The sequence below is a fragment of the Stenotrophomonas sp. STEN014 genome (assembly GCF_056760315.1).
This window is the reverse complement of sequence record NZ_JBRREN010000003.1, coordinates 1-26,528: the sequence shown is the minus strand read 5'-3', so window position 1 is coordinate 26,528 and position 26,528 is coordinate 1. Positions and strand designations below refer to the sequence as shown.

The window sequence follows — 26,528 nt, the reverse complement described above, 5'->3', positions numbered from 1 at the left end:
CGCATGGCCAGACTTCCCGACGCCTTCATCGACGACCTGCTCGCCCGCACCGACATTGTCGAGGTGGTCGGCACGCGCGTGCCGCTCAAGCGCCAGGGCAAGGAGTACGCGGCGCGCTGCCCGTTCCATGACGAGCGCTCGGCCTCGTTCACCGTTTCACCGACCAAGCAGTTCTATCACTGCTTCGGTTGCGGCGCGCACGGCACCGCGATCAGCTTCCTGATGAATTACGACCGCCTCGAGTTTCTCGATGCGGTGGATGAACTGGCCAAGCGTGTGGGCATGGAAATCCCGCGCGAAACCAGTCCGCGCACCGCGCAGCAGCAGGACGACAGCCGCGACCAGTACTCGGCGCTGGATGCGGCCAGCCGTTTCTTCCAGAAGCAGCTGGAAAGCAGCGACAAGGCCCGCGCCTATCTGGATGGCCGCGGCGTGGACGCCGACACCCGCACCCGCTTCGCCATCGGCTACGCGCCGGACGGTTACAGCGCGCTGAAGGATGCGCTGGGCAAGGACGAGCGGCGCATGAAGCTGCTCGAGCGCGTCGGCCTGTTCTCCAAGAACGACCGCGGCCACGTCTACGACAAGTTCCGCGACCGGGTGATGTTCCCGATCTTCGACCGCCGCGGCCGCGTCATCGCCTTCGGCGGGCGCGTGTTCGAGAAGGACGACGGCCCCAAGTACCTCAACTCCCCCGAGACCGCGCTGTTCCACAAGGGGCGCGAACTGTACGGCCTGTGGCAGGTGCGCCAGGCCAACCAGAAGATCGAGCGGCTGATCGTGGTCGAGGGCTACATGGATGTGGTCAGCCTGTTCCAGTTCGGCGTCACCCAGGCGGTGGCGACACTGGGCACGGCGACCACGCCGGACCATGCCGAGCTGCTGTTCCGCAACGCGCCGGATGTGTATTTCTGCTTCGACGGTGACGCCGCCGGGCGCCGCGCCGGCTGGCGCGCACTGGAATCGGTATTGCCCCGCATGAAGGACGGCCGTCAAGCGTTCTTCCTGTTCCTGCCCGATGGCGAGGACCCGGACAGCATCGTGCGCAAGGAAGGCGCCGCGGGCTTTGATACACGCCTGAAACAGGCCACGCCGCTGTCGCAGTTCTTCTTCGACGAGCTGACCCGCGAGATCAACCTGGGCACGCTCGACGGCAAGGCGCGCCTGGCCGAGCGCGCGCGGCCGATGCTGGCGCAGATTCCCGATGGCGCTTTTGCCGACCTGATGAAACAGGAACTCGCGCGCCTGACCGGTATCGGCAGCACCTCCGGCGCCATGCCCGCCGCGCCGCGTCCTGCCGCGCGCAACACGGTGCCGGTACAGAAGCGCAGCCTGGTGCGCGCGGCCATCGCGATCCTGCTGCAGCAACCCTCGCTGGCGATGAATCTGGAAGGCCACCACGCCTTTGCCGGCCTGCGCCTGCCGGGCATCGAGCTGCTGCTGGAGCTGCTGGAGCTGGTGCAGCAACGCCCGGACATCAGCACCGGCGCGCTGCTGGAGCACTTCAACGACCGCGAGGAGCAGGCCGCCCTGCACAAGCTGGCGGCACAGGTGTTGCCCGGCGATGAGGCCAGCTGGGGGCAGGAACTGCAGGACGCGGTGATCCAACTGGAAAAGCAGCTGCTGCAGCAGCGGCTGGATGAACTGCAGGCCAAACAGCGCCAGCAGGGGCTGGACGACACCGACAAATACGAACTGCGTGAACTGCTAAAAACCCGCGCCAGCCTGCGCCTCTGACATCGGCAAGGAAACATCTGCATGCACATCCACCGCCTGCCATTGCTGCTTACGCTGATGCTCTGCGCCAGCGCCAGCGCCTTCGCCGCTGACACGCCCCTGCATCAGCCGCGCCCGGACCTGATCACCGCCGGCCAACCCAGCGCGCAGCAGCTGCGTGAGGCGGCCGCAACCGGCGTCACCACGGTCATCGACCTGCGCGGGCCGGAGGAGGATCGCGGCTATGACGAAGCCGCCCTGGCGGCCCAGCTGGGACTGCGCTACGTGCGCCTGCCGATCAGCGGCGCGACCGACATCACCGAAGCCAACGCGCGCACGCTCGATCGCCTGCTCAAGCAGGGCGACGGCAAGACCCTGCTGCATTGTGCGTCGGCCAATCGCGCCGGCGCGCTGCTGGCGCTGATCGAGGCCCGCATCCATGGCGCCTCCATCGATGACGCCCTCCAGCGCGGCCGTGCGGCCGGCCTGACATCGCTGGCACCGGTCGTACGCACCACGCTGGAGACGCCCACGCCCTGAGCGGGCGCGCCATTCATCCACCTGATCATCCACCTGAAAGGAGGCTCTTGCCGATGATGCACTGGTGGTCGCGCCTGCGACCGGACAACTTCACCCTTGCCCTGCTGGCCACGGTCGCGCTTGCCACGGTCGCACCGATGACCGGCGCCGCAGCCACCGGACTGGACCACGTCACCGATCTGGCCATCGCGGCGCTGTTTTTCCTGCATGGGGCGCGCCTGCCACGTGAATCCATCCTCGCCGGGATGCTGCACTGGCGCCTGCATCTGGTCATCCTGGGCTGCACCTTCCTGCTGTTTCCACTGCTCGGGCTGGCGTTCAAGCCCCTGGCCGGCTGGGCGCTCACACCGGAACTGTTCATCGGCGTGCTGTTCCTGTGCGCGCTGCCGTCCACCGTGCAGTCCTCGATCGCCTTCACCTCGATGGCCGGCGGCAATGTGCCGGCGGCGGTATGCGCAGCCTCGCTGTCGAGCATCCTCGGCGTGTTCCTCACCCCCTTGCTGATGACCCTGCTCACCAGCGCCGAAGGCGGCATCGCCAATCCGCTGCACGCCGTGGGCATGATCATGCTGCAGCTGCTGGTGCCGTTCGTCGCCGGCCATCTGCTGCGACCATGGATCGCCGGCTGGGTGGAGAAACAGCGCGCGTTGCTGCGCTACACCGACCAGGGCACGGTCTTGCTGGTGGTGTATGCCGCCTTCGGCGAATCGGTCAATGAGGGGCTGTGGCACAAGACGCCGGCGCTGTCCCTGCTGACCGCCGCGCTGGTCTCGGTGGTGCTGCTGGCCATCGCCATGCCGGGCATCACCTGGCTCTCCCGGCGGCTGGGCTTCAGCCGTTACGACGAGATCCCCATCGTGTTCTGCGGTTCGAAGAAGAGCCTGGCCACCGGCGTGCCGATCGCCAAGGTGCTGTTCGCCGGGGGCAGCCTCGGTGCGATCGTGCTGCCGATCATGATCTACCACCAGCTGCAGCTGATAGTCTGCGCGCTGATCGCGCAGCGCTACGCCAGACAGAACGGGCAGTAGCGGCCGGGGACGACGTACGCGCGTCCCCGCGGTCTCATTTCAGCAACCGTCCTACGCTCAACTCCGGCATCCACACCCACAGATCGTACTGGCGGCCGGGTTCGGTACTCACGCGCAGCTCCCGGCCAGGTCTATCGCGCAGCGGCAACGATTTGCAGGTATCCGGCAGACATCCCCAGATGCTGCCTTTGCGTGCGTCCAGCCGCACGCTGTACAGATCCAGATCGGCCAGCGTGGTGGCCAGTGGCCGCAACTGCATTTCTGGTGGTGCGTCTGCCGGGCGCTGGCGCATGGCATGCACATTTCCGGTGAGTACCAGCATCCGCGCATTTCCCGGCATGCGCGCATAAACCTGCCGGAGTCTGGCCGCCATGGCGTCATCGCGGACCTGGTTGCCGCGCGTGCTGACCACAAGGTCATAGCCGATCACCTGCACCGCACGGCCTTGCACCCGCAGCGCGCGCACCGCTTCGATCAGCTCCAGCATGTCGTGGCTCCGCCGACCGTCGTGGCGGTCGCCGATCACGCTCCAGTAGCGCCCTGAGCGCAGGGCTGCCATCGCATCGGCATCACCTTCGGAGGTGAGATAGGCCGCCAACGCCGCGTCCTCGCTGCGCGGCAGCTCCAGCGCCAACACCACCAGCGTGCCATCGCGGCTGTAGTCATCGACCAGCTGCCGTACCAGCAACGGCGTCTCGCGTGTGCCGTGATATTCACCCAGTACCAGCAGCCGATGCTCGCCGGCGTGCTGGCGTATCTGCATGGCGGTTTCATCGGCGCGCGCCGTCGTGACCAGCCCCGCGGTCAACAGCAGCGCGGCCATCACGCGGGTCCAGATCTGCATCCGTGCGTCCTTCGTTCCATCAAGGGTCGAAGAAGCGATGGCGGTTGCGCCAGCCGAATTCAAGGCATGGCCAGGCCGCATGTGCCCCCGACCGGTGCAGACCTGCCGTTCAGCGGTCAGAAGCCGCGGAACGATACGTGGCGCATCAGCCCGGGATCACAGCCACGGCAGCAGCCAGTGATCGACCAGCAGGAAAGCGAACAGCGCCATCAGGTAGACGATGGAATAGCCGAACATCTTCATGTTGAACATCTCGTCCGGCGGGTTCTGCATCTTCCACGCGTACCAGAGAAACACCAGGTTCAACACGGTGGCCCCGCCCAGGTAGAACATGCCGCTCATGCCGATGGCCACCGGCAGCAGGGTCACCACCGCCAGCACCACCGAGTACACCAGGATCTGCCTGCGCGTGTGCGGCACGCCGTGGGTGACCGGCAGCATCGGCACATCGGCCTTGGCGTAGTCGGCGCGACGGAAGATCGCCAGCGCCCAGAAGTGCGGCGGGGTCCAGATGAAGATGATCAGCACCAGCAGCAGGGCATGGGCCCAGTCGGAACTGCCCTGCATGCCGGTGATCGCCGCCCAGCCCAGCAGCGGCGGGGTGGCGCCGGCCAGGCCGCCGATGACGATGTTCTGCGAGGTCGCCCGCTTCAGATACACGGTGTAGATCACCGCATAGCCGATCAGCGAGGCGAAGGTCAGCACCGCGGTGATCACGTTCACCCACAGCACCAGGATGGTCATCGACAACGCGGTGAGCGCACCGGCGAACACCAGCACCTGGCGCGGCGAGACCTTGCCCACCACCAGCGGGCGCCACGAGGTGCGCGCCATCTGCGCATCGATACGGGCATCCAGCAACTGGTTGATCGCCGCCGCCGCGGCCGCCGCCAGCCAGATGCCCAGGAAACCCAGCGCGCCGGACAGCACCTGTTCGATGGTCGGCAACGCCGGAACCGCCAGGAACATGCCCACCAGCGCGGTGAACACGATCAGGGCCACCACCTTGGGCTTGGTCAGATCCCAGTAATCGCGCCAGGTTGTAGTCATGCCATCACTCCGGCGCGCGCAGCCGCGCCAGCAGCGTGACCAGTACGAACAACAAGGCGACCGCACCACCGTTGTGCATCACCGCCACCGTCAGCGGCAACGACAGCTTGACGTTGAGAATACCCAGCGTGACCTGCAGCACGATCAGCGCGCCCAGCGTGGTCGCCCAGCCGCGCATGCCCGGCAGGCGGAACAGCCGCACCGACAGCACCAACAGGTACAGCGCCACCACCACAGCCATCATCCGGTGCGCCATCTGGATGGCGATACGCGAGGCGCCGTCGAGCACGCCGCCTTCGTAGTCCACGCCGATGCCACGCCACAGGGTGAAACCTTCGCTGTAGTTCTGCTGCGGCCACCATTGGCTGACGCAGCGCGGAAAATTGTCCAGCGAGGCACTGCCGCCGCCACAGGCCAGCGCCGCGTAATTGGCACTGACCCAACCGCCAAGCGCGATCTGCAGCGCCACCAGCACCACCGCCGCGCGCAGCCACCAGCGCAGGCGCGGCGCCTCGGCCAGCGTGATCGGCAGGTGGATGGCTTTCCACGCCATCCATACCAGCATGCCGAACATCAGCATGCCGCCCAGCAGGTGGCCCATCACCACGATCGGCTTGAGCAGCCAGGTGACCGTCCACATGCCCAGCAGCGCCTGGAATACCACCACCGCCAGGGTCAGTACCGCCGCGCGGGCCAGATCGATGTTGGACCAGCGCAGCGCCGCCAGCAGCAGAATCGCTTCACCGCCGATGGCCAGGATGCTGGAAGCCACATGTTCGCCGCGCATATACAGCGGTATCGCCAACGCCACCAGCGCCGAAGCGGTGATGATCTGCGCGAGGCCGCGCTTGCGCCGGCGTGCCGCCAGCAGCGCCAAGGTCAACACTTCCACACCCAGCAGACCGGCCAGGAAGCGGTGCACCTGCTCAAGCCATGCCTTGTGGGTTTCCAGCGGACGGATCTCGCTGGCCACGTGCTGGGCCGCTTCCATCTGTGTCTGCGGCCAGGTGACGCGGCCATAGCAGGTCGGCCAGTCCGGGCAACTCAGGCCGGCATCGGACAGCCGCACGAACGAGCCGAACATGATGGTGCTGGCGGTCATGATCAGCGCGAACCACGCCAGGCGGTGGAAATTGCGGTACAGCGCCGGACGCGCGGAGGCATTCATCGAACGGGACTCACATCAGTTTCAACAGCTTGGATAGATCAGCCCGCAATCCACCCGGCTCAAAACCCGGCGCATAGCGGAGTACCACAAAGCCATTGGGATCAATCACATACACCGGGATACCGACCGGATCATCGACCCCCGGCAGTTTGGCCCGGAACGCAGGCTGGGGCTGCAGCACTTTCAGTGCCGGAGTGGCTGCCACCTGCTCCGGCGGCGTGCCCAGCCACAGTATCTCGACATTATCGGCGTTATGGCCGAACAACTGCCACACCTTGTCCAACTGCTGCGACAAAGTGACGCAGGCCGGGGCGCAGCCACGGTCGGGGGCCAGCAGGATGCGCCAATGGCGCTGGCCCGGATTCCATTCATAGGCAGTGCCGTCGACCAACTGCAGGCGCTCGCTGCGCAGATCCAGCGCCGGTTGCAGCATCTGCCCATGATGGCGGTTGATCTGCGGGGTCCAGCCGGAAAAGCGCAGGATCCCGGCCAGTGCCATCGAACCGAAGAACATCGCAAAAATCAGCAACAGCACGCGGCGACCACGGTTGCGTATGGCGAGCTGGTCGGGGGTCAGAGCATTCATGCCGGGCATCTTCCCATGTGAGGGGGTTCAGCGCTTGCGCGCCAGACGCCGACGCACATGCAACAGCGTGGCGATCAGCAGCACCGTCAGCGCCATGGCGAACCATTGCACCGCATAGCCGAGGTGACGCGAGGGCGGCAAGGTGTTGGGCAGCAGGTCCAGATCCCGCGCATAGCCCAGCGGCAGCGCCGGATCCAGCCGCAGCACCCGCGGTGCGAGCGGCACCTGCTCCAATCCCAGCTGGGCGGCAATGGCGGGCAGATCGATACGGGTGGCCAGCCAGGTCTGCGGCTGCTTCGCCGGCACCAGGGCTGGCCCCAGCGCGATTCCGGCAGCCGGCGCGGGCGCCCACAGCCCGCGCAGCGCGTGCGTGCCCTGCTGGCCGGACAACGGGGGCAGCGCGCGATCGGCCGGCAGCGGCAGCCAGCCAAGATCGACCAGCACCGCCGGACCAAGCTCCGCCCGCGCGGCCTGGTAAACCTTGATGCCGGCGCGGCCCTCGCGCAACTGGTTGTCCAGCAACACCGTGCCCGGAACAAACCGCAATCGATCCTCTATCCAGTGCAGGGCATCGGGCGAGCGCACCGCCTCGGCCAGCGTCACCATGCTGGCGCTTGCCGACGGCAGTTGCGCCAGCACGTGTTGCTTTTCGTGCATGCGTTGCAGCTGCCAACTGCCCAGCACCATGAACACCGCCGCCACGGCGACGGCGAGCATCCATCCGGAAAAGACCGTGTGCTGTCGCGTCATGACAAGCCGGCCGCGAGCAGGTGATATAGCGGGGACTTCCCACCCGCCGAGCCGCGCATGAATGATTCGCTGAAGACCCTGCTGGTAATCGCGTTCTTGATCGTCATCGTCTGGAATCTGGGGGCCGGCCTCTACTACCTGATGATCGATCGCGGCCAGACCAAGCGCACGGTCAACGCGTTGACCCGGCGCATCGCCCTGTCGGTGGCGCTGATCCTGCTGGTGGTCCTTGGCATCTACAGCGGCTGGATCAAGCCGCACGGAGTCGGCGGCTGAGTCCGGCCACGGCCGCGTTGCCCGATGCGACGCGGCCGGCGCATCGCCTACAGCACGTAGACGAACAGGAACAGCATCAGCCACACCACATCGACGAAGTGCCAGTACCACGCCGCCGCTTCGAAACCGAAGTGGTTGTCGCGGCTGAAGTGGCCCTTGGCCGCACGCAGCCACATCACCGCCAGCATGATCGTGCCCAGCGCCACATGCGCGCCATGGAAACCGGTGAGCAGGAAGAAGGTGGAGCCGTAGATACCCGAGCCCAGGGTCAGATTCAGCTCCTTGTAGGCGTGGATGTATTCCTCGGCCTGGAAGAACAGGAACACGCAACCCAGCACCACCGTCGCGCCCAGCCACAGCAACAGCTGCTTGCGTCTACCGGCCTTGAGCGCGTGGTGGGCAATGGTCAGCGTGATGCCCGAACTCAGCAGTATCAGCGTATTGAGCAGCGGCAGCCCCCACGCCGGAATGGTCTGGAACGCCCCGCCGATATCGCCGGGGCCATTGGTCGGCCACGCTGCCGAATAGCCGTCCCACAGCAGTTCGTTGGTCATCACCCCGTGACCTTCACCGCCCAGCCACGGCAGGCCCATCTGGCGGGTGTAGAACAGCGCACCGAAGAACGCGCCGAAGAACATCACCTCGGAGAAGATGAACCACACCATTCCCATCCGGAACGAGCCATCGACCTGGTGGTTGTAGCGCCCGGCCACTGACTCGCGGATGACATCGCCGAACCACAAAAACAGGGTGAAAACCATCATCGCCACCCCGGCGAAGAAGGTCCAACGCCCCCAGCCGGCGTCGTTCAACCAGCTGGCCACTCCCACCATCATCACCAGCATGGAAATCGAGCCAACGAAGGGCCACTTGCTGTGGCTCGGCACGAAGTAGACATTGGCATCAGAGGTGTTGTGGGCCATGGCTTGCTTCCGGGTCCGTGATCTAGGGGGCCGCATGCGCAGCGGTCGCGGTCGAGGCCGAAACCAGCTGCTCTGTCAGCGCATCATTCTTGAAGAACGTGTAGGACAAGGTGATCGTTTTGACGTCGGCCGGCAGGTCCGGATCAACGATGAAACGCACCGGCATGTCGCGCTTTTCCCCGGCCTGCAAGGTCTGCGCGGTGAAACAGAAACATTCGGTCTTGTTGAAGTAGCCCGATGCCCGCGCCGGCGCCACCGACGGCACCGCGCTACCGACCAGCGCGCGATCGCTGTCGTTGCGGGCAAAGTACAGCGCCTCGTTCAATTCGCCCGGCACCACATCCATCGTCAGCCGTTCCGGATGGAAGGCCCACGGCAGCTTGGAATTGACCCCGCCATCGAACTCCACCCGCACCGTGCGTTTGCTGGTGCCGGCCGAGGCCGCCGCCGACGGGCTCGCACCGCGCTCCAGCCGCACGCCGAACACCTTCTCGCAGGCGATGCGGTACAGCGGCACCAGCGAGAAGGTCAGCACAAACACCGCCAACGCCACGCCAATCAGCCGGCCCATGCCGGCATTGCGCTCGGGTTTGGGCGCGGGCGTGGTCAATGCGCCAGAACGCCGGAAAGGATGAACCCGGCGTAGATCGCCACCGCCAACAGCCCCACCACCAGCGCGGTGCGGCGCGAGCGGCGGCGACGCAGCGCCAGCTCCTCAGGTTGCAATGGGCGAGGGTCCATCTGTTTCCCCTGTTTCAGTGGGTGACGTCATCGTGGGCCAGATCGCCCGGCTTGATGACCGGTGGCACGGTGAAGGTATGCGCCGGTGCCGGCGACGGCAGCGTCCACTCCAGTCCGCGGGCGCTTTCCCACGCCCGGGCCTCGGCGCGTTTGCCGTTGCGCAGTGAGCTCAGCAGGATAGCCGCCATCAGGAACGGGGTGACGAACATGCCGAACGCACCGATCGAGCTGACCAGGTTCCAGTCGGCGAACACCGGGTTGTAGTCGGGGATACGGCGCGGCATGCCCGCCAGGCCAAGGAAGTGCTGCGGGAAGAACAGCAGGTTGACGAACACCATCGTCCACCAGAAATGCACCTTGCCCCAGAACTCGTTGTACATGCGGCCGGTCCACTTCGGCCACCAGTAGTAGACCGCGGCGATCAGCGCCAGCACCGCGCCGGTGACCAGCACGTAGTGGAAGTGCGCCACCACGAAATAGGTGTCGTGGTACTGGAAGTCGGCCGGCACGATGGCCAGCATCAGGCCGGAAAAACCGCCGATGGTGAACAGGATCACGAAGGCGATGGAGAACAGCATCGGTGTCTCGAACGTCAGCGAGCCTTCCCACATCGTGCTGACCCAGTTGAACACCTTCACCCCGGTCGGAATCGAGATCAGCATCGTGGCGAACATGAAGTAGATCTCGCCCCCCAGCGGCATGCCCACCGTGAACATGTGGTGCGCCCACACGATGAACGACAGGAACGCGATCGCCGCGGTCGCGTAGACCATGGCCTGGTAACCGAACAGCGGCTTGCGGCTGAAGGTGGGGAGGATCTCGCTGACCACGCCGAACGCCGGCAGGATCATGATGTAGACCTCCGGATGGCCGAAGAACCAGAAGATGTGCTGGTACATCACCGGGTCGCCGCCACCGGCGGCATTGAAGAAGCTGGTACCGAAGAACTTGTCGGTCAGCAGCATCGTCACCGCACCGGCCAGCACCGGCATCACCGCGATCAACAGGAACGCGGTGATCAGCCAGGTCCACACGAAGATCGGCATCTTCAGCAGATCCAGGCCCGGCGCGCGCATGTTGAGCACCGTGGCGATGATGTTGATCGCGCCCATGATCGAGCTGATGCCGGCCACGTGGATGGCGAACACGCTGAAGGCCACGTTGTAGCCGCCCTGCAGCGACAGCGGCGGATACATGGTCCAGCCACCGGCCGAGGCACCGCCGGGCAGGAACAGGGTCAGCAGCAGCAGGGTGAAAGCCACCGGCAACAGCCAGAACGACCAGTTGTTCATGCGCGGCAGCGCCATGTCCGGCGCGCCGATCTGCAACGGAATCATCCAGTTGGCCAGGCCGACGAAGGCCGGCATCACGCCACCGAAGATCATCACCAGCGCATGCACGGTGGTCATCTGGTTGAAGAATTCCGGCTTGACGTACTGCAGCCCGGGCTGCGCCAGTTCCATGCGGATCACCACACTCATCGCCGCGCCGACGATGAACATCAGGAAGCTGAAAAGCAGATACAGCGTGCCGATGTCTTTGTGGTTGGTGGAGAAGAACCAGCGTTCGAAAAAGCCCTGTTGGTGCCCGTGGTGATCGGAGTGCTCGACTGCGGAATTCGCCATTGCAACTACACCTCGTTATCCGTTTTCAGGCATCGCGCCGGCCGTCACGCCGGCACGCTGGAATATCAGGCACCGCTGGCTGTTGGCGCGGGCGCGGCTTCGGGTTGCGCCGGGGCGGTCTCGGGCACGGCCGGGGCGGGCGCGGGGACGTCCTGCGTCGCGGCAGCCGGCTTGCGCGCTGCCAGCCAGGATTTGAATTCGTCTTTGGACACGGCCTTGACCACGATCGGCATGAAGCCATGATCCTTGCCGCACAGCTCGGCGCACTGGCCGCGGTAGACGCCTTCGCGTTCGATATTGGTCCAGCGCTCATTGATGAAGCCCGGCACCGCGTCCTGCTTCCAGCCAAGGGCCGGCACCCACCAGGCGTGCACCACGTCATCGGAGGTGATGACGAAACGCACCTTGGTGTCCACCGGAAGCACCAGCGGGTTGTCCACCTCCAGCAGATAGTGCGGATCGGTGACCATCGTCGGCACCGCACCGCTCTGGCGGATCTGGTCGGATTTGCGGTCCATGCGGCTGGTGAAGGCCACATCCTCGCCGAGATATTCGTACTTCCACATCCACTGGTAGCCGGTGATTTTCACCGTCATTTCCGAGTCGCGGTAGTCGTACATGGCGATCAGTTTGGCGGTGGCCGGCCACGCCATCACCACCAGGATGATGATGGGAATGACGGTCCAGATGATCTCGGCCTTGGTGTTGTGCGAGAACTGCGCCGCCACCGCCCCTTTTGACTTGCGGAACTTGAAAATGGCGTAGGCCATCGCCGCAAACACCAGGACGCCGATCACCGCGCATACCCACAGCGCGACCATGTGGGCTTCCCACGCCATCTGCGCGGTATGGGTAACCCCCTTGCCCATGTTGAGCTGCCATGGCGCGGGATCGGCCGATTGCGCCCACGCGCTTGAGGTCGCCAGCCCCGCGGCGGCAACGACCAATGCGGATTTCAACGCCCCACCCCACCTGCTGCTTTGCTTCATTGCCTAGACCCTTGACGTCATCGGTTGCAGCCGTTGCCGGTTGCGAGCAAGCCTTCAAGTGTCACCGCAAGTTCCCGACGTTCGGCGGGTGCGAGGAAACTCCCCACTTCGACCCGCCTGCCGCTGGAAACCAGCAGGACCCGTTCCTTCTCGGCAACCACGCGGACCCAGTAAGGGTGCGCGCGGAATACCGGTGAACTCCCGGCCGCGAGGAGGACCTCCACGCAGTCCGGTCCTACCCGGATCTCTTCCCGGCGCTCGCCGCTGCGCCAGACCGCACGCAACGCCACGCCCACCAGAAAGCTGTGCAACAGCGCGAAAGCCGGAGCGAGGCGGTTACCGGACCACCAAGCCAGGCTGGCCGTGAACCACATCAATCCTGCCAACGCGGCGAACAACTGGACGAACTGCCGGGCCGTAAGCGCCCGTGGGGGATGCAGCACCAGCTGCGCATGTGAGCCATCGGAAACTGACCGAAGCACCTGGATCATGTCGCAACCGCGTCCATACCGCGGATAACGATCTGGATGGTAGCCGTGCCCAATCCCCCCGGCAAGCTTGCATTCATCATCGTTGCGAATGCTGCATTGCACACAGGGATCCCCGCAAAACCCCTTCAAGCCCGTCATTAAAAATGACGGAATCGGCACAAATAACGAAAAACCCGTGAAAGCCACCCAATCCGCCTGATACCAGTGGTTTACAGCTCCGTTGCAGCACCCTGAGGCACTGGGAAAAAGCCTGTATCCGATTAAAATGGTCAAATCCCACTGTGGTCAGGCGCATGAACTCGACTCCTCCTTTTGATGCTGCATCTTCGCTGCCGACAGGCCCGTGCCTGCTCGCGCCGGAACTTCCGCCGACGCCTGCCGCGTTGCGCCAGGCCATCACCGACGCCTGGCTCAAGGACGAAGCCGGTCATGTGCGCGAACTGCTGGAACAGGCCCGCCTGCCGGCCGCCGAACAGGCGCAGATCCAGGCCACCGCCGCCGATCTGGTGCGCCGCGTGCGCGCCCGCGCCAGCAACCAGGGCGCGATCGAAGCCTTCATGCGCCAGTACGACCTGGGCAGCGAGGAAGGCGTGCTGCTGATGTGCGTGGCCGAAGCCCTGCTGCGCATCCCGGATCAGGAAACCGCTGACAAGCTGATCCGCGACAAGCTCGGCGAGGCGGACTGGAAAAAGCACATGGGCCAATCGGACTCGGTGCTGGTCAACGCCTCGACCTGGGGCCTGATGCTGACCGGGCACCTGGTCGATCTGGCCGATGCCACCAAGCGCGACGTGCATGGCGCCTTCAAGCGACTGATCGGCCGCGTGGGCGAGCCGGTGATCCGCCTGGCTGTGCGCCAGGCGATGAAGATCATGGGCCACCAGTTCGTCATGGGCCGCACCATCGACGAGGCGCTGGCACGCTCGCACAAGGGCGACAACAGCAACTACCGCTACTCCTTCGACATGCTCGGCGAAGGTGCGCTGACCATGAAGGACGCGCGGCGGTACCTGGAAGATTACCGGCGCGCCATCCACGCGATCGGCAAGGACAACCTGGCACGCGGCGGCAAGGCCGATGGTGACGTCACCACCTCGCACGGCATCTCGATCAAGCTCTCGGCGCTGTACCCGCGCTACGAACATGCCAAGCGCGACCGCGTGCTCAAGGACCTGGTGCCGGGCGTGCTGGAACTGGCACAGCTGGCCAAGTCCTATGGCATCGGCTGTACCGTCGACGCCGAGGAAACCGACCGCCTGGAGCTGTCGCTGGACATCATCGAGGCCGTGGTCAGCGATCCGTCACTGAAAGGCTGGGAAGGCTTCGGCATCGTCGTGCAGGCCTACCAGAAGCGTACGCCGTACACGATCGATTACCTGGCCGACCTGGCCCGCCGCATCGGTCACAAGCTGCAGGTGCGTCTGGTCAAGGGCGCCTACTGGGATGCGGAGATCAAGCGCGCACAGATCGACGGCCTGCCCGGCTACCCGGTGTTCACCCGCAAACAGAACACCGACGTGTCCTACATCGCCTGCGCCAAGCGCCTGTTCGGCCACCGCGATGCGATCTACCCGATGTTCGCCACCCACAACGCGCACACCATCGCGGTGATCAAGCAGATCGGCGCCGGCCACACCTACGAGCACCAGAAGCTGCACGGCATGGGCGATGACCTGTATGCCGAGGTGATTCCGGCCGACCGCCTCAATGTGCCGTGCCGTGTGTACGCACCGGTCGGTTCGCACGAGGACCTGCTGCCGTACCTGGTGCGCCGCCTGCTCGAGAATGGCGCCAACTCCAGCTTCGTCAACCGCATCACCGATGACGAGGTTTCGATCGAGGATCTGATCCGCGATCCGGTCGAGGCGGTGTCCTCGTTCGCGTCCATTCCCCACCCGAAGATCCCGCTGCCCATCGACCTGCTGCGCAGCCAGAACCACGACAGGACCAATTCCATGGGCATCAACCTCGCCAACGACAACGACCTGCGCGCGCTGGCCGGGCAGCTCACTGCCGCCATCAAGCCGTGGCACGCCGCCCCGCTGGTGCCCGGCGCCACCGCCACGACCGCCGCACAGCCGGTCACCAACCCGGCCGACACGCGCGAGGTGGTCGGCCAGTGGCAGGCCGCCGATGCCGCCACCGTGCAGCAGGCGTTGAGCAACGCCGTAGCCGCACAACCAGCGTGGAACCGTACCCCGGCCGCCAGCCGCGCCGCCATCCTCGAACACGCCGCCGACCAGCTGGAAGCGCGCATTGCCGAGTTCATGGCGCTGTGCGTGAAGGAAGCCGGCAAGAGCCTGCCCGACAGCATCGCCGAAGTACGCGAGGCGGTGGACTTCCTGCGCTACTACGCCAAGCAGGCACGCGAGCAGTTCAGCCACGCCGAGAAGCTGCCCAGCCCGACCGGCGAGAGCAACGAGCTGCAGCTGCATGGCCGCGGCGTGTTCGTCTGCATCAGCCCGTGGAACTTCCCGCTGGCGATCTTCCTGGGCCAGGTCAGCGCGGCACTGGCCGCCGGCAACAGCGTCATCGCCAAGCCGGCCGAGCAGACCAACCTGGTCGGCTATTACGCGGTGAAGCTGCTGCACGAGGCCGGTGTGCCCGAAGGCGTGCTGCAGTTCCTGCCAGGCGATGGCGCCACGGTCGGTGCCGCGCTCACCGCCGACCCGCGCGTGGCCGGCGTGGCCTTCACCGGCTCCACCGAAACCGCCCGCGCGATCAACCGCGCGATGGCCGCGCGCGATGCCGCCATCGGCGTGCTGATCGCCGAGACCGGCGGCCAGAACGCCTTCATCGCCGACTCCTCGGCGCTGCCCGAGCAGATCGTCAAGGACGCCATCGGCTCGGCCTTCACCTCCGCCGGCCAGCGCTGTTCGGCCGCGCGCGTGCTGTTCGTGCAGGACGATATCGCCGACAAGGTGATGACCATGCTGGCCGGCGCGATGGCCGAACTGAAGATCGGTGATCCCGGCCTGCTGTCCACCGACGTCGGTCCGGTCATCGATGCCGATGCGCTGCAGATCCTCACCGACCATGCCGCCCGCATGGACCGCGAAGCGCGCCTGATCGCCGCCGCGCCACTGTCCGAGGCCGCCGCACACGGCACCTTCTTCGCCCCGCGTGCCTATGAGCTGAAGGACCTGAACCAGCTGCACAAGGAGATCTTCGGGCCGGTGCTGCACGTGATCCGCTGGAAGGCCGACCAGCTCGACGCGGTGATCGCGCAGATCAATTCCACCGGCTACGGCCTGACCCTGGGCGTGCATTCGCGCATCGACGAGACCGTCGAGCGCATCGCCAACGGCGTCCACGTCGGCAACGTCTACGTCAACCGCAACCAGATCGGGGCGGTGGTCGGCGTGCAGCCGTTCGGCGGCCAGGGCCTGTCCGGCACCGGCCCCAAGGCCGGCGGCCCGCACTACCTGCTGCGTTTTGCCACCGAGAAGACGGTGACGGTGAACACCACCGCCGCCGGCGGCAACGCCTCGCTGCTGACCCTGGGCGACTGAGTCGGCCGCAGCGCGGAAGCAACGAAGAACCCCGCGAAAGCGGGGTTTTTTGTTGTCCATCCAGCCCTGCTCACAGGCACGCCCCAGGCCCCGGCGGTGGTCGATCGAACCGATCCGATCACTGGACCGCCGCGTATCGCCACGCATCGCCGCGGTAGCGCTGACGGCTGCTGCGGCCGAAGCCCGGCGTGTACTCCCGTTCCACGCGGCCCCCTCGAGCGGGGCAATCCGGGGGCGCGGTCCTTGAAGGTCTGGGGCCGCTGGTCGATTTCGACCTCCCGATCCTTGAAGCCGACAAAGGTGGCGTCACTGAAGCCCTCATCGTCGATCACCGGCCCGCTCTGGCCGACGTGGTGAGGGCGCGCTGCTGCCGTTGACGGCAACGGGCTGGCCCGCGAGGGGGGCGGAAAATCCCCCACAGGATCGAAGCAGCCGTCATCACCGGCCGGTGGGGATCGCCGTCCCAGGCCGCGCTGCCGCAGCGGATCGTCACCTGCAACATCCGGCCGGTGGGCACGTACACATGGGCGACAGCGACGCCGCTTGCGGAGGTGACCATCGCCAACGCCCGCTCCTCACACATCCGAGTTTGGAGGCCTCGGGTCTGCGCAGCGACAGTACGGAGGCCAGCAGGGACGGACAAAAGGGGAAACCTCTTCAACAGACCCTTTTGCCAATCCGGTGCCGGTGGCGCAGGCGGCAAAGCGTCGATCGTGGAGCCTGAATCAGCACAGTGCCTGCATGCCGCCGCCACAACGCATGAAGCCCGGGAGGCGGACCTCCCGGGCTTCATGATTACTACTGCATCGGGCTGTTCCGGTGCTGCGCGCTCCCGCTCACGTGGTAGCGGTCACTACATCCCGGCCAGATGCGGCCGGACTTAGAACTTGTAGTTGACCGATGCGGCGAGGATGTCGCCACCCACGTCGTACTTGCCCTTCAGCGTGCTGCCGGTGGCCGAGACGATGTTGATCGCCGGCTCGTTGGTGAACAGGTGGGTATAGCCGAAGTTGAACTCGGTCTTCTCCGACGGCGTCCAGCCCAGACCGAACGACAGCCACTTGCGGGTCACGTCCGGCACCTTGACGTCACGGTGCGCATAGCTGGTCGGGGTTTCGTCATAGGCCACGCCACCACGCAGGGTGATGGTGTCAGACAGTTTGTACTCGGTACCGATCGAGCCGAAGGTGGTGTCGTTGTAGCCGAATTCCAGCACGTTGTCGGGCTGGTTCGATGCGAAATCCACGGTCACCTTGTCGAACGACGGCTTCCATGCGGTACGGGTCACATCGCCCATCACCGTCCAGCGGTCGTTGATCCGGTGGGTAACACTGGCGGTCAGCGACGCCGGCAGGGTCAGGGTAGCCTTGCCGCTGGTCGGTACGAACAGACCGCTGCCCGGCATGCCGAGGGCGACCTGCACCGCCGGCGGCACATCGAACTTGCCCTTGCCGCCGGTGATCTTGTGCTCGACCTTGGAGCGGTAGCTCAGCGCGATATTGGTGTCTTCGCTCGGGCTGAAGGTACCGCCCAGCACGTAACCGACCGCATTGTTGTCACCTTCCAGCGAGGCGTAGCCATCGGCGCTGCCCGGGTAGAAGCCCTGCTGCGCCGCAGCGCCAGAGGCCTGGCGGGCAGCGTTGGCGGCCTGGGCCGGAGTGCCACCGGCGGCCAGCACTGCCGCGGCGGCCTTCTGCTGCGCGGCGCCGTTGACCACGGCACCGAAGTCCACCGCGTTGGTCAGCTCGATGGTCAGGTGCTGCACGAACACGCTGGCACCAAAGGACACATACGGGTTGACGTCATAGGAGAATGCCGCGCCCAGATCGACCGCCTTCAGGTCGGTGGTCACGCCGTGGTAACGGCCCACCCAGTCCTTGTCGTAGTCGGTCTTGAAGCCGAACGGCGCGGTCAGCGACAGGCCGAAGTGCATGTTGTCGTTCTCGCCGAACGGCACATGGAAATAGGCCGCCGGAACCGGCGCGATCATGCCGGCGTCACCGCCGTTGCCGCCACTGACCGGTGCACCGGTACCCGGGCCGCCGGTGCCGTTGTAGCGGGCGTCGAACTTCTCGAAATCGGCCGAGAAGCTGATGGCGCTCAGGTCCGCCTGGAACTGGCGGCCGTCGAGCAGGCGCATCGAGGCCGGATTGGTGGCGACCACAGACGCATCACCCCAGGCGCTGGTGGAACCGGCAAACGCACGGCCCAAACCCTTGGCGCTGTTCTCCTTGAGCTGGAAGGCGGCAGCATCGGCGTTGCTGAATGCGAGGGCGCCGGCGATGCCGACGGCCAGAGCGGTGATGCGGGCAATCGAGGAAGCGGTATGCATGTTGGAAGCTCTCTCCTGGAACTGATGAAAAGTCGTTGATGCGGGTGGCATTAACGGACTGCAGTAATAGCTTGACGATGAGCCGGAGACCCCTCCCGACATACCACGCCGTATGCAGTATCTCCCAGCTTGCTTAACTAAACAATAACGGCACCGAATTCAGTTTCCTGTTCCGAATGAAGCGCTTAGGCGAGGAACCGATTACGCTTCCGGCATATGTTCCTTTCCATCCCCTCCCGTAAGAAGCCCGGCCTGCGCTGGGCGGTGCCAGCGCTGGTTGCCGTCACCTGGATCGCCTTCCTGTGGTCGATCTCCCGGCCGACCGAGGCCTGGCGGTCGCTGTGGATGAACTGGGGGGCGCTGTCCACCGGTCTGGGCAACCCGCAGGAGGTCTGGGCGGCGCTGCGCGATGGCAGTGCGTTGCGGCTGTTCACCGCGCTGTTCCTGCATGCGGACTGGTCGCACCTGCTGGGCAACCTGGTGTTCCTGCTGATCTTCGGACTGCCGGCCGAACGCGTGCTCGGGCCATGGCGGCTGCTGCTGCTGTTCCTGCTCGGTGGCGCGGCCTCGAACCTGGCCGCGCTGTATGTGATGGACACGCCGGATCAGACCATCATCGGTGCCAGTGGCGCGGTTTCGGCATTGCTGGGCACCTATCTGGCGTTGTTTCCCGGCGCCCGCCTGGGCGTGGTGGTGCCGCTGGGGCTGTTCCTGGAATTCGTCCGCGCCCCGGCATTCCTGCTGATCGGCGTCTGGGCCGCGCTGCAGGTGGTGTTCGCCTATATCGGCCCCAGCTTCGGCCAGGTGGCGTGGTCGGCGCATCTGGCCGGCTTCCTGTTCGGTATCGTCTACGGCCTGTATGTGCGCGCGGCCATCGCCCGCCGTCTGCGCAAGCGCCAGGGCTTCTAGCGCCCGGCCCCTGCGGCGGATTCTATAATCGCGGCATGAGTAGCAAACCGCTGTACAAGGTCACTTTCCTCAACCACGGCAAAGTCTACGAGCTGTATGCCCGGCACGTGGGTGGCAGCCATCTGTGGGGCTTCAACGAAGTGGCCGAACTGGTGTTCGACCGCCACGACGGACTGGTGGTGGACCCCACCGAAGAGCGCCTGCGACAGGAGTTCGGCGACACCCGGGTGTTGCACCTGCCGATGCAGAGCATCGTGCGCATCGAGGAAGTGGAGAAGAAAGGGCAGTCGGCGATCCGCGATGCCAGCACCGGCGAGAAGGTGGTCACTCCGTTCCCGCTGCCGGGCAAACCGCGCTGAACGGACCTGCGGCGGCCCCGGCAACATGCAGGGCCGCCGCGACGCTTACTTGTCGCCGTCGCTGGCCGGCACGGCTTGTTCCGGCTTGGCGGGAGCCTCCGGCTTGGCCCGGGCCGCAACCGCGGGCTTCGTCGCTGCGGCTGCGGCGGCCGGTTTGGGCTTCACTGCCGCGGCAGCCACCGAGCCGGGATGCTTGAGCTCGCGCAACGCCGCCTGCACCGGCGCATCGCCCGGCAACACCACCCCGGCCTTGCTGCCGGCCGCTTCGTCATCGCCGCGCAGGTGCCCGGGCAACTTGGCCTCGCTGTAGTCGGTCAGGCTGGCCGGCAAGTCCTTGGGCAGATCGGCCGGATCGGGCTGCAGCTCCACGTCGGGGATGATGCCGGTGGCCTGGATGGATTTGCCGCTGGGGGTGTAATAGCGCGCGGTGGTGAGCTTCACCGAATCACCGTTGTCCAGCGGCAGCACGGTCTGCACCGAGCCCTTGCCGAAGGTACGGCTGCCGACAATGCGGGCCCGCTGATTGTCACGCAAAGCGCCGGCCAGCACTTCGGAGGCGCTGGCCGAGCCGGCATCGGTGAGCACCACCACCGGTGCGCCCTGCATGAGGTCGCCCGGAGTGGCATCGAACGTCGCATCGCTGATGGAGATGCGACCGCGCGTGCTGACGATGCCGCCCTTCTCCAGCAGGTCGTCGGCCACCTGCACCGCAGCGGTGAGCAGGCCGCCCGGATTGCTGCGCAAATCCAGCACCAGCCCCTTGAGCTTGCCGCCGGCCTGGGCCTGCAGCTGCGCCACATGCTTCTGGAAGTCGCTACCGGTATCGGCCTGGAAGGTGCTGATGCGGATATAGCCATAACCGGGCTCCAGCATCTTGCTGCGCACGCTGGTGACGCGGATGGTTTCGCGGGTGACGCTGACGTCGAACGGCTTTTCGCCCGCGCGCTCGATGGTCAGCACCACCGAGCTGCCCGCCGGGCCGCGCAACGGCTCCATCGCCTCGATCGCGCTGATCGGCTGGCCATCGATGGCGATGATCAGATCACCGGCGCGCAGGCCGGCCCGCGCAGCCGGAGTGTCATCGATCGGCGATACCACCTTGAGCGTGTCTTCCTGCTGCTGCAGTTCCACGCCGATGCCTTCGTAGGCGCCGGTGGCCTGCTCGTCGAACGCCTGCGCGTCTTCCTTGTCGAAATAGGTGCTGTGCGGATCCAGCTCCAGCAACAGGCCGCGTACCGCCGACTGCATCAGCTTCTTGTCGTCGACCGGATCGACATAGGCCGCACGCACCGCGTTGTAGACCCCGACAAAGCGGCGGATCTCATCCAGCGGCACGCGCGAGGTGACCGACTCCTTGGCATCGGGATCATCGGCGCTGACAGCCTTGTCCGGGGCGCTCTGTGCCAGCGCGACCGCAGGAGACAGGGCGAACAGCAGGGCTGCAGCAAGACGGGCTACGCGCATGAACCACTCCATGAGAAAACAGGTCCGCGCCCGAAGCGCGGTCGTTTCGATTATGCGCGATGCCCGGCTAAATTCCCGTTGAACCGGCGCCGGCGGCGCTCAGCCTGGGTTACTGGCGCTGCAGCCACGTGGCCGGATCCACCGGCTGGCCATTGCGGCGCAATTCGAAATACAGCGCGGTGGTGCCCTGCCCACCGGAGTTGCCCACCTTGGCCACCGCATCGCCGCGCTTGATCCGCGCGCCGGCATCTTTGAGCAACGCGTCGTTGTGCGCGTACAGGCTCAGGTAACCGTTGCCGTGATCGACAATCAGGATCATGCCGTAGCCGGTCATCCAGTCGGAAAACACCACGGTGCCATCGGCCACCGCGGTGACGGTAGTTCCGGCCGGGGCACCGATCAGCACGCCGGTGCTGCTGCGCCCGTCGGGCAAGCGGCCGCCATAACGGGCCAGCAGATTGCCCGACAGTGGCCAGCCCAGTCCGCCGACCTTCGGCGCCGGTGCATTGGCCACCACCCGTGGCGGCGTTTTGCCCGCAGGCGCACGCGGACCGGTGCGCGCTGAACCGGCTCCTGTCGCCGCTTGCCGGGATTGCGCGGTGGCGGCTCGCCGTGCCGCGGCTCGCCGCTCGGTTTCGGCACGCGCCGCGGCGGCACGCAGGTTGGCCAGCACCCGCTCCAGCGAACGCGCATCCTGGCCCAGCGCCTTTTCGCGTTCGCTGCGATCGTGGTAACGGCGCTCCAGTTCCGTCAGCATCGTCGCCCGCTGGCGCCGGTCACGTTCCAGCGCGGCGGCCTGCTGGCGTTGTTGTTCGCGCGCCTGTTGCAGCTCCTGGCTGCGCGCCAGAATCTGCTGCTCGGTTTCACTCAAGGTCCGCAGGTCCGCGGTCAAAGCACTGATCGAGCGCGCCCGCTCGCGCTGCAGGTAACGGTGATAGGCCAGCTCGCGGTTGGCATCGGCCACGGTATCCTGCGACAGCAGCAGCTTCAGCGGTGCGTGCGTACCCAGCTGATAGGCACCACGCAGCAAGGCGGCCAGTTGCTGGCGCTGGCGGGCCAGACCGCTCTCCAGCTCGGTTCTGCGCTGCTGCAGCGCGGCCAGTGACCGCTGCTCACGCGCTACCGCCGCCTCGGCCTCGGCCACCGCGCGGGCGCTGCGGGCGACCTTCTGGTCGGCCTCGCGCAACTGCTGGTTGACCTGTGCCCGCTGTTCTTCCAGCTGCCGGCGCTCCTGGGAAACGCTCTTCAGTTCGCCGCGCAGCTGCTGCAGCTTCTTTTCCGTATCGCGCGGCGCGGTCTGCGCCAGCAACGGCCCGCTCACCAGCGCCAGCACCAGCAGCCAGCTGCCACGCCACTGGGGCGGGACCGCTGCTTGACCGGGGCGGCGCATGTGGAAAGTCGGGCGCAATGCGGTTCCAATGACTTCAGGCAGGTGCGGATTGTAACCAAGCGTGGTGCCATCGGCTCCGGTCCATCGGAATACCCCTCCTGGAGGTCGCATGAAACGTGTATTTCTGCTGCTGGCCCTGACAGCCACCACCCCGCTGGTCCTGGCCGCCGATGACATCAGCAAGGTCAACGGCAGCATCCACACCACCGCCAACGGCAGCTATGGCGATCTGGATACGGTCAACGGCAGCATCCGGCTGGCCAGCGGCGTGCGGGTGCGCGGGGTCGAGACCGTCAACGGCAGCGTGCGCATCGACGACAACGTGCAGGCCCGCGCGATCGAGACCGTCAACGGCGGCATCCGCGCCGGTCGCAACCTGGTATTGGAAAAGGGCCTGGAAACCGTCAACGGCGGCATCTTTGTCGACCGCGGCAGCCGCATCGGCGGCAGCGTGGAAACCGTCAATGGCGCCATCGGTCTGGTCGGCACGCAGCTCGGCGGAGATATCGAAACGGTCAATGGCGATATCACCGTCGGCATCGATTCGCATGTCAAAGGTGGCATCAAGGTCAGCCGCCCCTCGTTCAACATCTCGCTGACCGCACCGCGCAAGCCGCGCATCGTCATCGGTCCCAACGCGGTGGTTGAAGGCACGCTGCTGTTCGAGCGCGAGGTCACCCTGTACGTGCACGATTCGGCCCGGATCGGTCCGGTCAGCGGCGCCACCGTGCAGCGCTTCAGCGGCGAGACCGCACCACGCTGAGTCCCGACGCATGCCGATCGCGCCTAGAATCGGGTATCGAATGCAAACCGGAGTTTTCATGCAACGCAAACTGTTGTTGTGCCTGGCCGCCAGCGCCACGCTGGTCGCCTGCAAGCAGGAGGCGGCCGCACCGCCGGCCACAGCAGCGCTGCCGACCGCGGTCCCGGCGCACGCGTTCGCCAGCGCCATCAATGCCGCCGACTTCGCCGAGCTGGTCAAGACCCTGGCCTCGGACGAATTTGAAGGCCGCGCGCCAGGCAGCAACGGCGAGGAACTCACGGTCAACTACATCCGCGACCAAATGCAGCGCATCGGCCTGCAGCCGGGCAATGGCGACAGCTGGTTCCAGGACGTGCCGATGACCGAAACCACCGCCGATCCGGACACCGTGCTGAAGATCCAGCGCGACGGCACGGTGCAGGAGCTGACGTTCGGCACCGACATGGTCATCGGTACCCGCAGCGGCCAGCCGGAAATCAAGATCGCCGACAGCGACCTGGTCTTTGTGGGCTACGGCGTGGATGCCCCCGAACAGGACTGGAACGACTACGCCGGCCAGGACTGGACCGGCAAGACGGTGGTGATGTTCGTCAACGACCCCGGCTTCCATGTCGATGACGCCAAGCTGTTCGACGGCAAGCGGATGACCTACTACGGGCGCTGGACCTACAAGTTCGAGGAAGCCGCGCGCAAGGGTGCCGCGGCTGCACTGATCGTGCACGACACCGCCGGTGCCTCCTATGGCTGGGACGTGGTGAAGAACTCCTGGGGCGGCGCGCAGTACGACCTGCCGGCCACAGAGGACAAGGAGCCGCGACTGCAGGCACAGGGCTGGCTCAGCGCCGACGCGGCGCGGCAGCTGTTCGCAGAAGCCGGGCTGGATCTGGACAAGGCCTACCGCGATGCCAGCAAGCGCGGCTTCAATCCCGAACCGCTGAAAGCCAAACTGTCACTGGACCTGAAGAGCACCATCGCGCAAAAGAAGTCGCGCAACGTGGTGGGCGTGCTGCCCGGCGGCAAGCGCGCCGACGAAGCCGTGCTGTACATGGCGCACTGGGATCACCTGGGCAAGCACGAGGGCGAAGAAGGCGACAACATCTACAACGGTGCGGTGGACAACGCCACCGGCGTGGCCGGCATCCTCGAGATCGCCGACGCCATGGCGCACCAGCCCACGCCGCCGGAACGCTCGGTGGTATTCCTGGCCGTCACCCTGGAAGAATCCGGGCTGCTCGGTTCGCAGTACTACGTGAACCACCCGACCTTCCCGCTGGACAAGATCGCCGGTGTGATCAACATCGATGCGATGTCGGTCAACGGCCGCGCCCGCGACATGACCGTCACCGGTTTCGGCAGCTCCGAACTGGAGGACATCCTCAAGCCGCTGGCCGCCGCAAAGGGCCGCACCCTGCATGCCGAAGCGGCAGTGCAGAGCGGCTTCTACTTCCGTTCGGACCACTTCAACTTCGCCAAGGCCGGTGTCCCGGCGCTGTATGCCGATGGCGGCGAGGACCTGATCGACGGTGGCACCGAAGCCGGCAAGCGCGCTGCCGAAGCCTACGGCAAGGAGCGCTACCACGGTCCCAAGGACGAGTACGATCCGGCGACCTGGAAGCTGGACGGCGCAGTCGAAGACCTGGAACTGCTGTACGGCGTCGGCAGCCAGCTGGCCGCCGGTGATGCCTGGCCGAACTGGTACGAAGGCAACCCGTTCAAGGCCAATCGCGACGCGATGATGAAGAGCAAGCCAAACGGCAAGCCCTGAGCTCCCCACCGCTCCACTCAAACGGCGCCTTGATGGCGCCGTTTTTCGTTCTGCGACGCCAGCGCATGCCCTGAAGCCGCCGGCTTCATGAGACTGAACAGTGCACATCCCCGCAACACCTCCTTCACCTGGTCTGCGAGCCGTGGCACCCAACATTGCCCGTGCCACCCATCAATGGAGAACGAGCGATGCATTTTCGGATCCTCACCACTTCCCTGCTTGTTGCCGCCTTCGGCGCCGCGGTTCCGGCCTATGCGCAGAGCGCCTCCAGTGATCCGGCCGCCGGCAGCAACGGTCTGACCCAACGGGAGGTCAGGACCCTGCTGGAAGAGCAGGGATACCGCGACATCAAACAGATCCAGTTCGACGATGGCCTGTGGGAAGCCCATGCGGTCAGCGGCAACGGCAAACGCCTGGAAGTGAAAGTGGACCCGCTCCGCGGCCGGATCTATCCCGAAGATGGCACCGCCGTTTCACGCATGAACAAGGACGAGATCCATGCCTCCCTCAGCGCGCAGGGTTTCTCCAATATCCGCGACCTGAAGTTCAAGGACAGTCTCTGGCATGCCGAAGCCGACAATTCCAACGGCCGCAAAGTCGAGCTGCGGATCGACCCGGAGGACGGCACGATCGTCACCGCCCGCAATGACTGAGCCTGCCGCCGTGTCGAGCGCTCACACCGACCCGCTCTTTCACATCACCGCCCCGGGTATTGCTTCTCGCTGGGCGCATGCGGTGTTGATGCGGCAGCGGGCGCGCTGAACGCCATTTTCTGGCGGCTGTCCCCAAGCCCGGCCGCTGCCGGGCTTTTTGTTGCCGGCGTCCTTTACGGCCTGCAGCAGGGCGTGGCGCAATAAAAAAACCCCGCTGCGTGAGCAGCGGGGTTTGGGGGTAACTCCTGACGATGACCTACTCTCGCAAGGCTTGAGCCTCACTACCATCGGCGCGGCTGCGTTTCACTTCCGAGTTCGGGATGGGATCGGGTGGTTCCACAGCGCTGTTTTCATCAGGAAGACGGTTGGAGCAGCGCAGTGCGCCGGCTCGGATGCGGCTTCCGTGCAGTTCCTGCCGCGGCGGGTGCGGAAGGAGCCTGGTAAAAGCAAATCCCCGCAGCATGAGCTGCGGGGATTTTAGTAAAGACCCTGGCGATGACCTACTCTCGCAAGGCTTAAGCCTCACTACCATCGGCGCAGCTACGTTTCACTTCCGAGTTCGGGATGGGATCGGGTGGTTCCATAGCGCTAATTTCACCAGGGAGACGGTTGGAGCGTCGCCGGCTTTTTATTCGAGCAACCGGGAGTGATCCC

At 65.8% G+C, this 26,528-nt stretch carries 24 protein-coding genes and 2 rRNA genes; 10 read left to right on the top strand and 16 right to left on the bottom strand.

Features of this window, described 5'->3' with window-relative positions; all coding sequences use genetic code 11:
- The first annotated feature begins 3 nt into the window (after positions 1–3).
- The 3 genes from dnaG to ACVOMC_RS05165 are packed head-to-tail and all read left to right on the top strand — an operon-like array spanning position 4 to position 3,284.
- On the top strand, positions 4–1,737 hold the full coding sequence (gene dnaG / locus ACVOMC_RS05175) for a DNA primase (RefSeq protein WP_481523085.1): 1,734 nt from the start codon (positions 4–6) through the stop codon (positions 1,735–1,737).
- 21 nt (positions 1,738–1,758) lie between these two features.
- Positions 1,759–2,256, top strand: coding sequence for a protein tyrosine phosphatase family protein (locus ACVOMC_RS05170; protein WP_481523084.1), 498 nt, complete (start codon positions 1,759–1,761; stop codon positions 2,254–2,256).
- A 53-nt stretch (positions 2,257–2,309) separates the two neighbouring features.
- Positions 2,310–3,284 carry a bile acid:sodium symporter family protein gene (locus tag ACVOMC_RS05165; RefSeq protein WP_481523083.1) on the top strand — a complete coding sequence of 325 codons (975 nt, stop codon included), beginning with the start codon at positions 2,310–2,312 and terminating at the stop codon, positions 3,282–3,284.
- Between the two features lie 34 nt (positions 3,285–3,318).
- Here ACVOMC_RS05165 and ACVOMC_RS05160 read toward each other — a convergent pair whose 3' ends face one another.
- From ACVOMC_RS05160 to ACVOMC_RS05140, 5 genes are all read right to left on the bottom strand, one after another.
- Positions 3,319–4,128, bottom strand: coding sequence for a calcium-binding protein (locus tag ACVOMC_RS05160; RefSeq protein ID WP_481523082.1), 810 nt, complete (start codon positions 4,126–4,128; stop codon positions 3,319–3,321).
- 156 nt (positions 4,129–4,284) lie between these two features.
- Positions 4,285–5,178 (bottom strand): heme o synthase, encoded by an 894-nt coding sequence (gene cyoE, locus ACVOMC_RS05155; protein WP_054659329.1) that lies wholly within the window; start codon positions 5,176–5,178, stop codon positions 4,285–4,287.
- Between the two features lie 4 nt (positions 5,179–5,182).
- On the bottom strand, positions 5,183–6,346 hold the full coding sequence (locus ACVOMC_RS05150; RefSeq protein WP_481523081.1) for a COX15/CtaA family protein: 1,164 nt from the start codon (positions 6,344–6,346) through the stop codon (positions 5,183–5,185).
- Between the two features lie 10 nt (positions 6,347–6,356).
- Complete coding sequence (locus ACVOMC_RS05145) at positions 6,357–6,932, bottom strand: hypothetical protein (protein WP_481523080.1); 576 nt, start codon at positions 6,930–6,932, stop codon at positions 6,357–6,359.
- A 27-nt stretch (positions 6,933–6,959) separates the two neighbouring features.
- Complete coding sequence (locus ACVOMC_RS05140) at positions 6,960–7,682, bottom strand: SURF1 family protein (RefSeq protein WP_481523079.1); 723 nt, start codon at positions 7,680–7,682, stop codon at positions 6,960–6,962.
- 57 nt (positions 7,683–7,739) lie between these two features.
- Between ACVOMC_RS05140 and ACVOMC_RS05135 the strand changes: the two genes are divergently transcribed.
- Positions 7,740–7,958, top strand: coding sequence for a twin transmembrane helix small protein (locus tag ACVOMC_RS05135; RefSeq protein ID WP_054659890.1), 219 nt, complete (start codon positions 7,740–7,742; stop codon positions 7,956–7,958).
- A 47-nt stretch (positions 7,959–8,005) separates the two neighbouring features.
- Here ACVOMC_RS05135 and ACVOMC_RS05130 read toward each other — a convergent pair whose 3' ends face one another.
- The 6 genes from ACVOMC_RS05130 to ACVOMC_RS05105 all read right to left on the bottom strand — a co-directional run bounded on the left by ACVOMC_RS05130 (position 8,006) and on the right by ACVOMC_RS05105 (position 12,727).
- Positions 8,006–8,881 (bottom strand): cytochrome c oxidase subunit 3, encoded by an 876-nt coding sequence (locus ACVOMC_RS05130; RefSeq protein WP_054659888.1) that lies wholly within the window; start codon positions 8,879–8,881, stop codon positions 8,006–8,008.
- Positions 8,882–8,903: 22 nt separating this feature from the next.
- The gene (locus ACVOMC_RS05125) at positions 8,904–9,491 is read right to left on the bottom strand and encodes a cytochrome c oxidase assembly protein (RefSeq protein WP_481523078.1); all 588 of its coding nucleotides are present in this window, start codon (positions 9,489–9,491) and stop codon (positions 8,904–8,906) included.
- On the bottom strand, positions 9,488–9,622 hold the full coding sequence (locus ACVOMC_RS05120; RefSeq protein WP_275043996.1) for a hypothetical protein: 135 nt from the start codon (positions 9,620–9,622) through the stop codon (positions 9,488–9,490). The genes ACVOMC_RS05125 and ACVOMC_RS05120 overlap by 4 nt, the downstream gene beginning before the upstream one ends.
- A gap of 14 nt (positions 9,623–9,636) precedes the next feature.
- Complete coding sequence (ctaD, locus tag ACVOMC_RS05115; protein ID WP_481523077.1) at positions 9,637–11,247, bottom strand: cytochrome c oxidase subunit I; 1,611 nt, start codon at positions 11,245–11,247, stop codon at positions 9,637–9,639.
- A 65-nt stretch (positions 11,248–11,312) separates the two neighbouring features.
- Positions 11,313–12,236 (bottom strand): cytochrome c oxidase subunit II, encoded by a 924-nt coding sequence (gene coxB, locus ACVOMC_RS05110; protein ID WP_481523076.1) that lies wholly within the window; start codon positions 12,234–12,236, stop codon positions 11,313–11,315.
- Positions 12,237–12,253: 17 nt separating this feature from the next.
- Positions 12,254–12,727 (bottom strand): DUF2244 domain-containing protein, encoded by a 474-nt coding sequence (locus ACVOMC_RS05105; RefSeq protein WP_054660081.1) that lies wholly within the window; start codon positions 12,725–12,727, stop codon positions 12,254–12,256.
- 293 nt (positions 12,728–13,020) lie between these two features.
- Here ACVOMC_RS05105 and putA point away from each other — a divergent pair, with 293 nt between their 5' ends.
- Positions 13,021–16,239 carry a bifunctional proline dehydrogenase/L-glutamate gamma-semialdehyde dehydrogenase PutA gene (putA, locus tag ACVOMC_RS05100; protein WP_481523075.1) on the top strand — a complete coding sequence of 1,073 codons (3,219 nt, stop codon included), beginning with the start codon at positions 13,021–13,023 and terminating at the stop codon, positions 16,237–16,239.
- Between the two features lie 880 nt (positions 16,240–17,119).
- On the opposite strand, the gene ACVOMC_RS05095 is transcribed toward putA, so the two are convergent.
- Positions 17,120–18,571 (bottom strand): outer membrane protein transport protein, encoded by a 1,452-nt coding sequence (locus tag ACVOMC_RS05095; RefSeq protein ID WP_057506601.1) that lies wholly within the window; start codon positions 18,569–18,571, stop codon positions 17,120–17,122.
- A 216-nt stretch (positions 18,572–18,787) separates the two neighbouring features.
- Here ACVOMC_RS05095 and ACVOMC_RS05090 point away from each other — a divergent pair, with 216 nt between their 5' ends.
- Positions 18,788–19,480 carry a rhomboid family intramembrane serine protease gene (locus tag ACVOMC_RS05090; protein WP_054660552.1) on the top strand — a complete coding sequence of 231 codons (693 nt, stop codon included), beginning with the start codon at positions 18,788–18,790 and terminating at the stop codon, positions 19,478–19,480.
- Positions 19,481–19,515: 35 nt separating this feature from the next.
- Positions 19,516–19,839: a DUF1820 family protein gene (locus tag ACVOMC_RS05085; RefSeq protein ID WP_481523074.1), complete on the top strand. Its 324-nt coding sequence runs from the start codon at positions 19,516–19,518 to the stop codon at positions 19,837–19,839.
- Between the two features lie 45 nt (positions 19,840–19,884).
- Here ACVOMC_RS05085 and ACVOMC_RS05080 read toward each other — a convergent pair whose 3' ends face one another.
- Both ACVOMC_RS05080 and ACVOMC_RS05075 read right to left on the bottom strand, forming a co-directional pair.
- Positions 19,885–21,303, bottom strand: coding sequence for a S41 family peptidase (locus ACVOMC_RS05080; RefSeq protein WP_481523073.1), 1,419 nt, complete (start codon positions 21,301–21,303; stop codon positions 19,885–19,887).
- 109 nt (positions 21,304–21,412) lie between these two features.
- Positions 21,413–22,693: a murein hydrolase activator EnvC family protein gene (locus ACVOMC_RS05075; RefSeq protein WP_481523072.1), complete on the bottom strand. Its 1,281-nt coding sequence runs from the start codon at positions 22,691–22,693 to the stop codon at positions 21,413–21,415.
- A gap of 109 nt (positions 22,694–22,802) precedes the next feature.
- On the opposite strand from ACVOMC_RS05075, the gene ACVOMC_RS05070 reads away from it, so the two are divergent.
- The 3 genes from ACVOMC_RS05070 (at position 22,803) to ACVOMC_RS05060 (ending at position 25,874) form a co-directional block, all read left to right on the top strand.
- On the top strand, positions 22,803–23,456 hold the full coding sequence (locus ACVOMC_RS05070) for a DUF4097 family beta strand repeat-containing protein (RefSeq protein ID WP_481523071.1): 654 nt from the start codon (positions 22,803–22,805) through the stop codon (positions 23,454–23,456).
- A 58-nt stretch (positions 23,457–23,514) separates the two neighbouring features.
- On the top strand, positions 23,515–25,221 hold the full coding sequence (locus tag ACVOMC_RS05065) for a M28 family metallopeptidase (protein WP_481523070.1): 1,707 nt from the start codon (positions 23,515–23,517) through the stop codon (positions 25,219–25,221).
- 188 nt (positions 25,222–25,409) lie between these two features.
- Entirely contained in the window at positions 25,410–25,874 is a 465-nt protein-coding gene (locus tag ACVOMC_RS05060; protein WP_054660427.1) for a PepSY domain-containing protein, read from the top strand.
- A 243-nt stretch (positions 25,875–26,117) separates the two neighbouring features.
- Here ACVOMC_RS05060 and rrf (ACVOMC_RS05055) read toward each other — a convergent pair.
- A 5S ribosomal RNA gene (gene rrf / locus ACVOMC_RS05055) occupies positions 26,118–26,232 on the bottom strand.
- 129 nt (positions 26,233–26,361) lie between these two features.
- Positions 26,362–26,476, bottom strand: a 5S ribosomal RNA gene (rrf, locus tag ACVOMC_RS05050).
- Positions 26,477–26,528 lie beyond the last annotated feature (52 nt).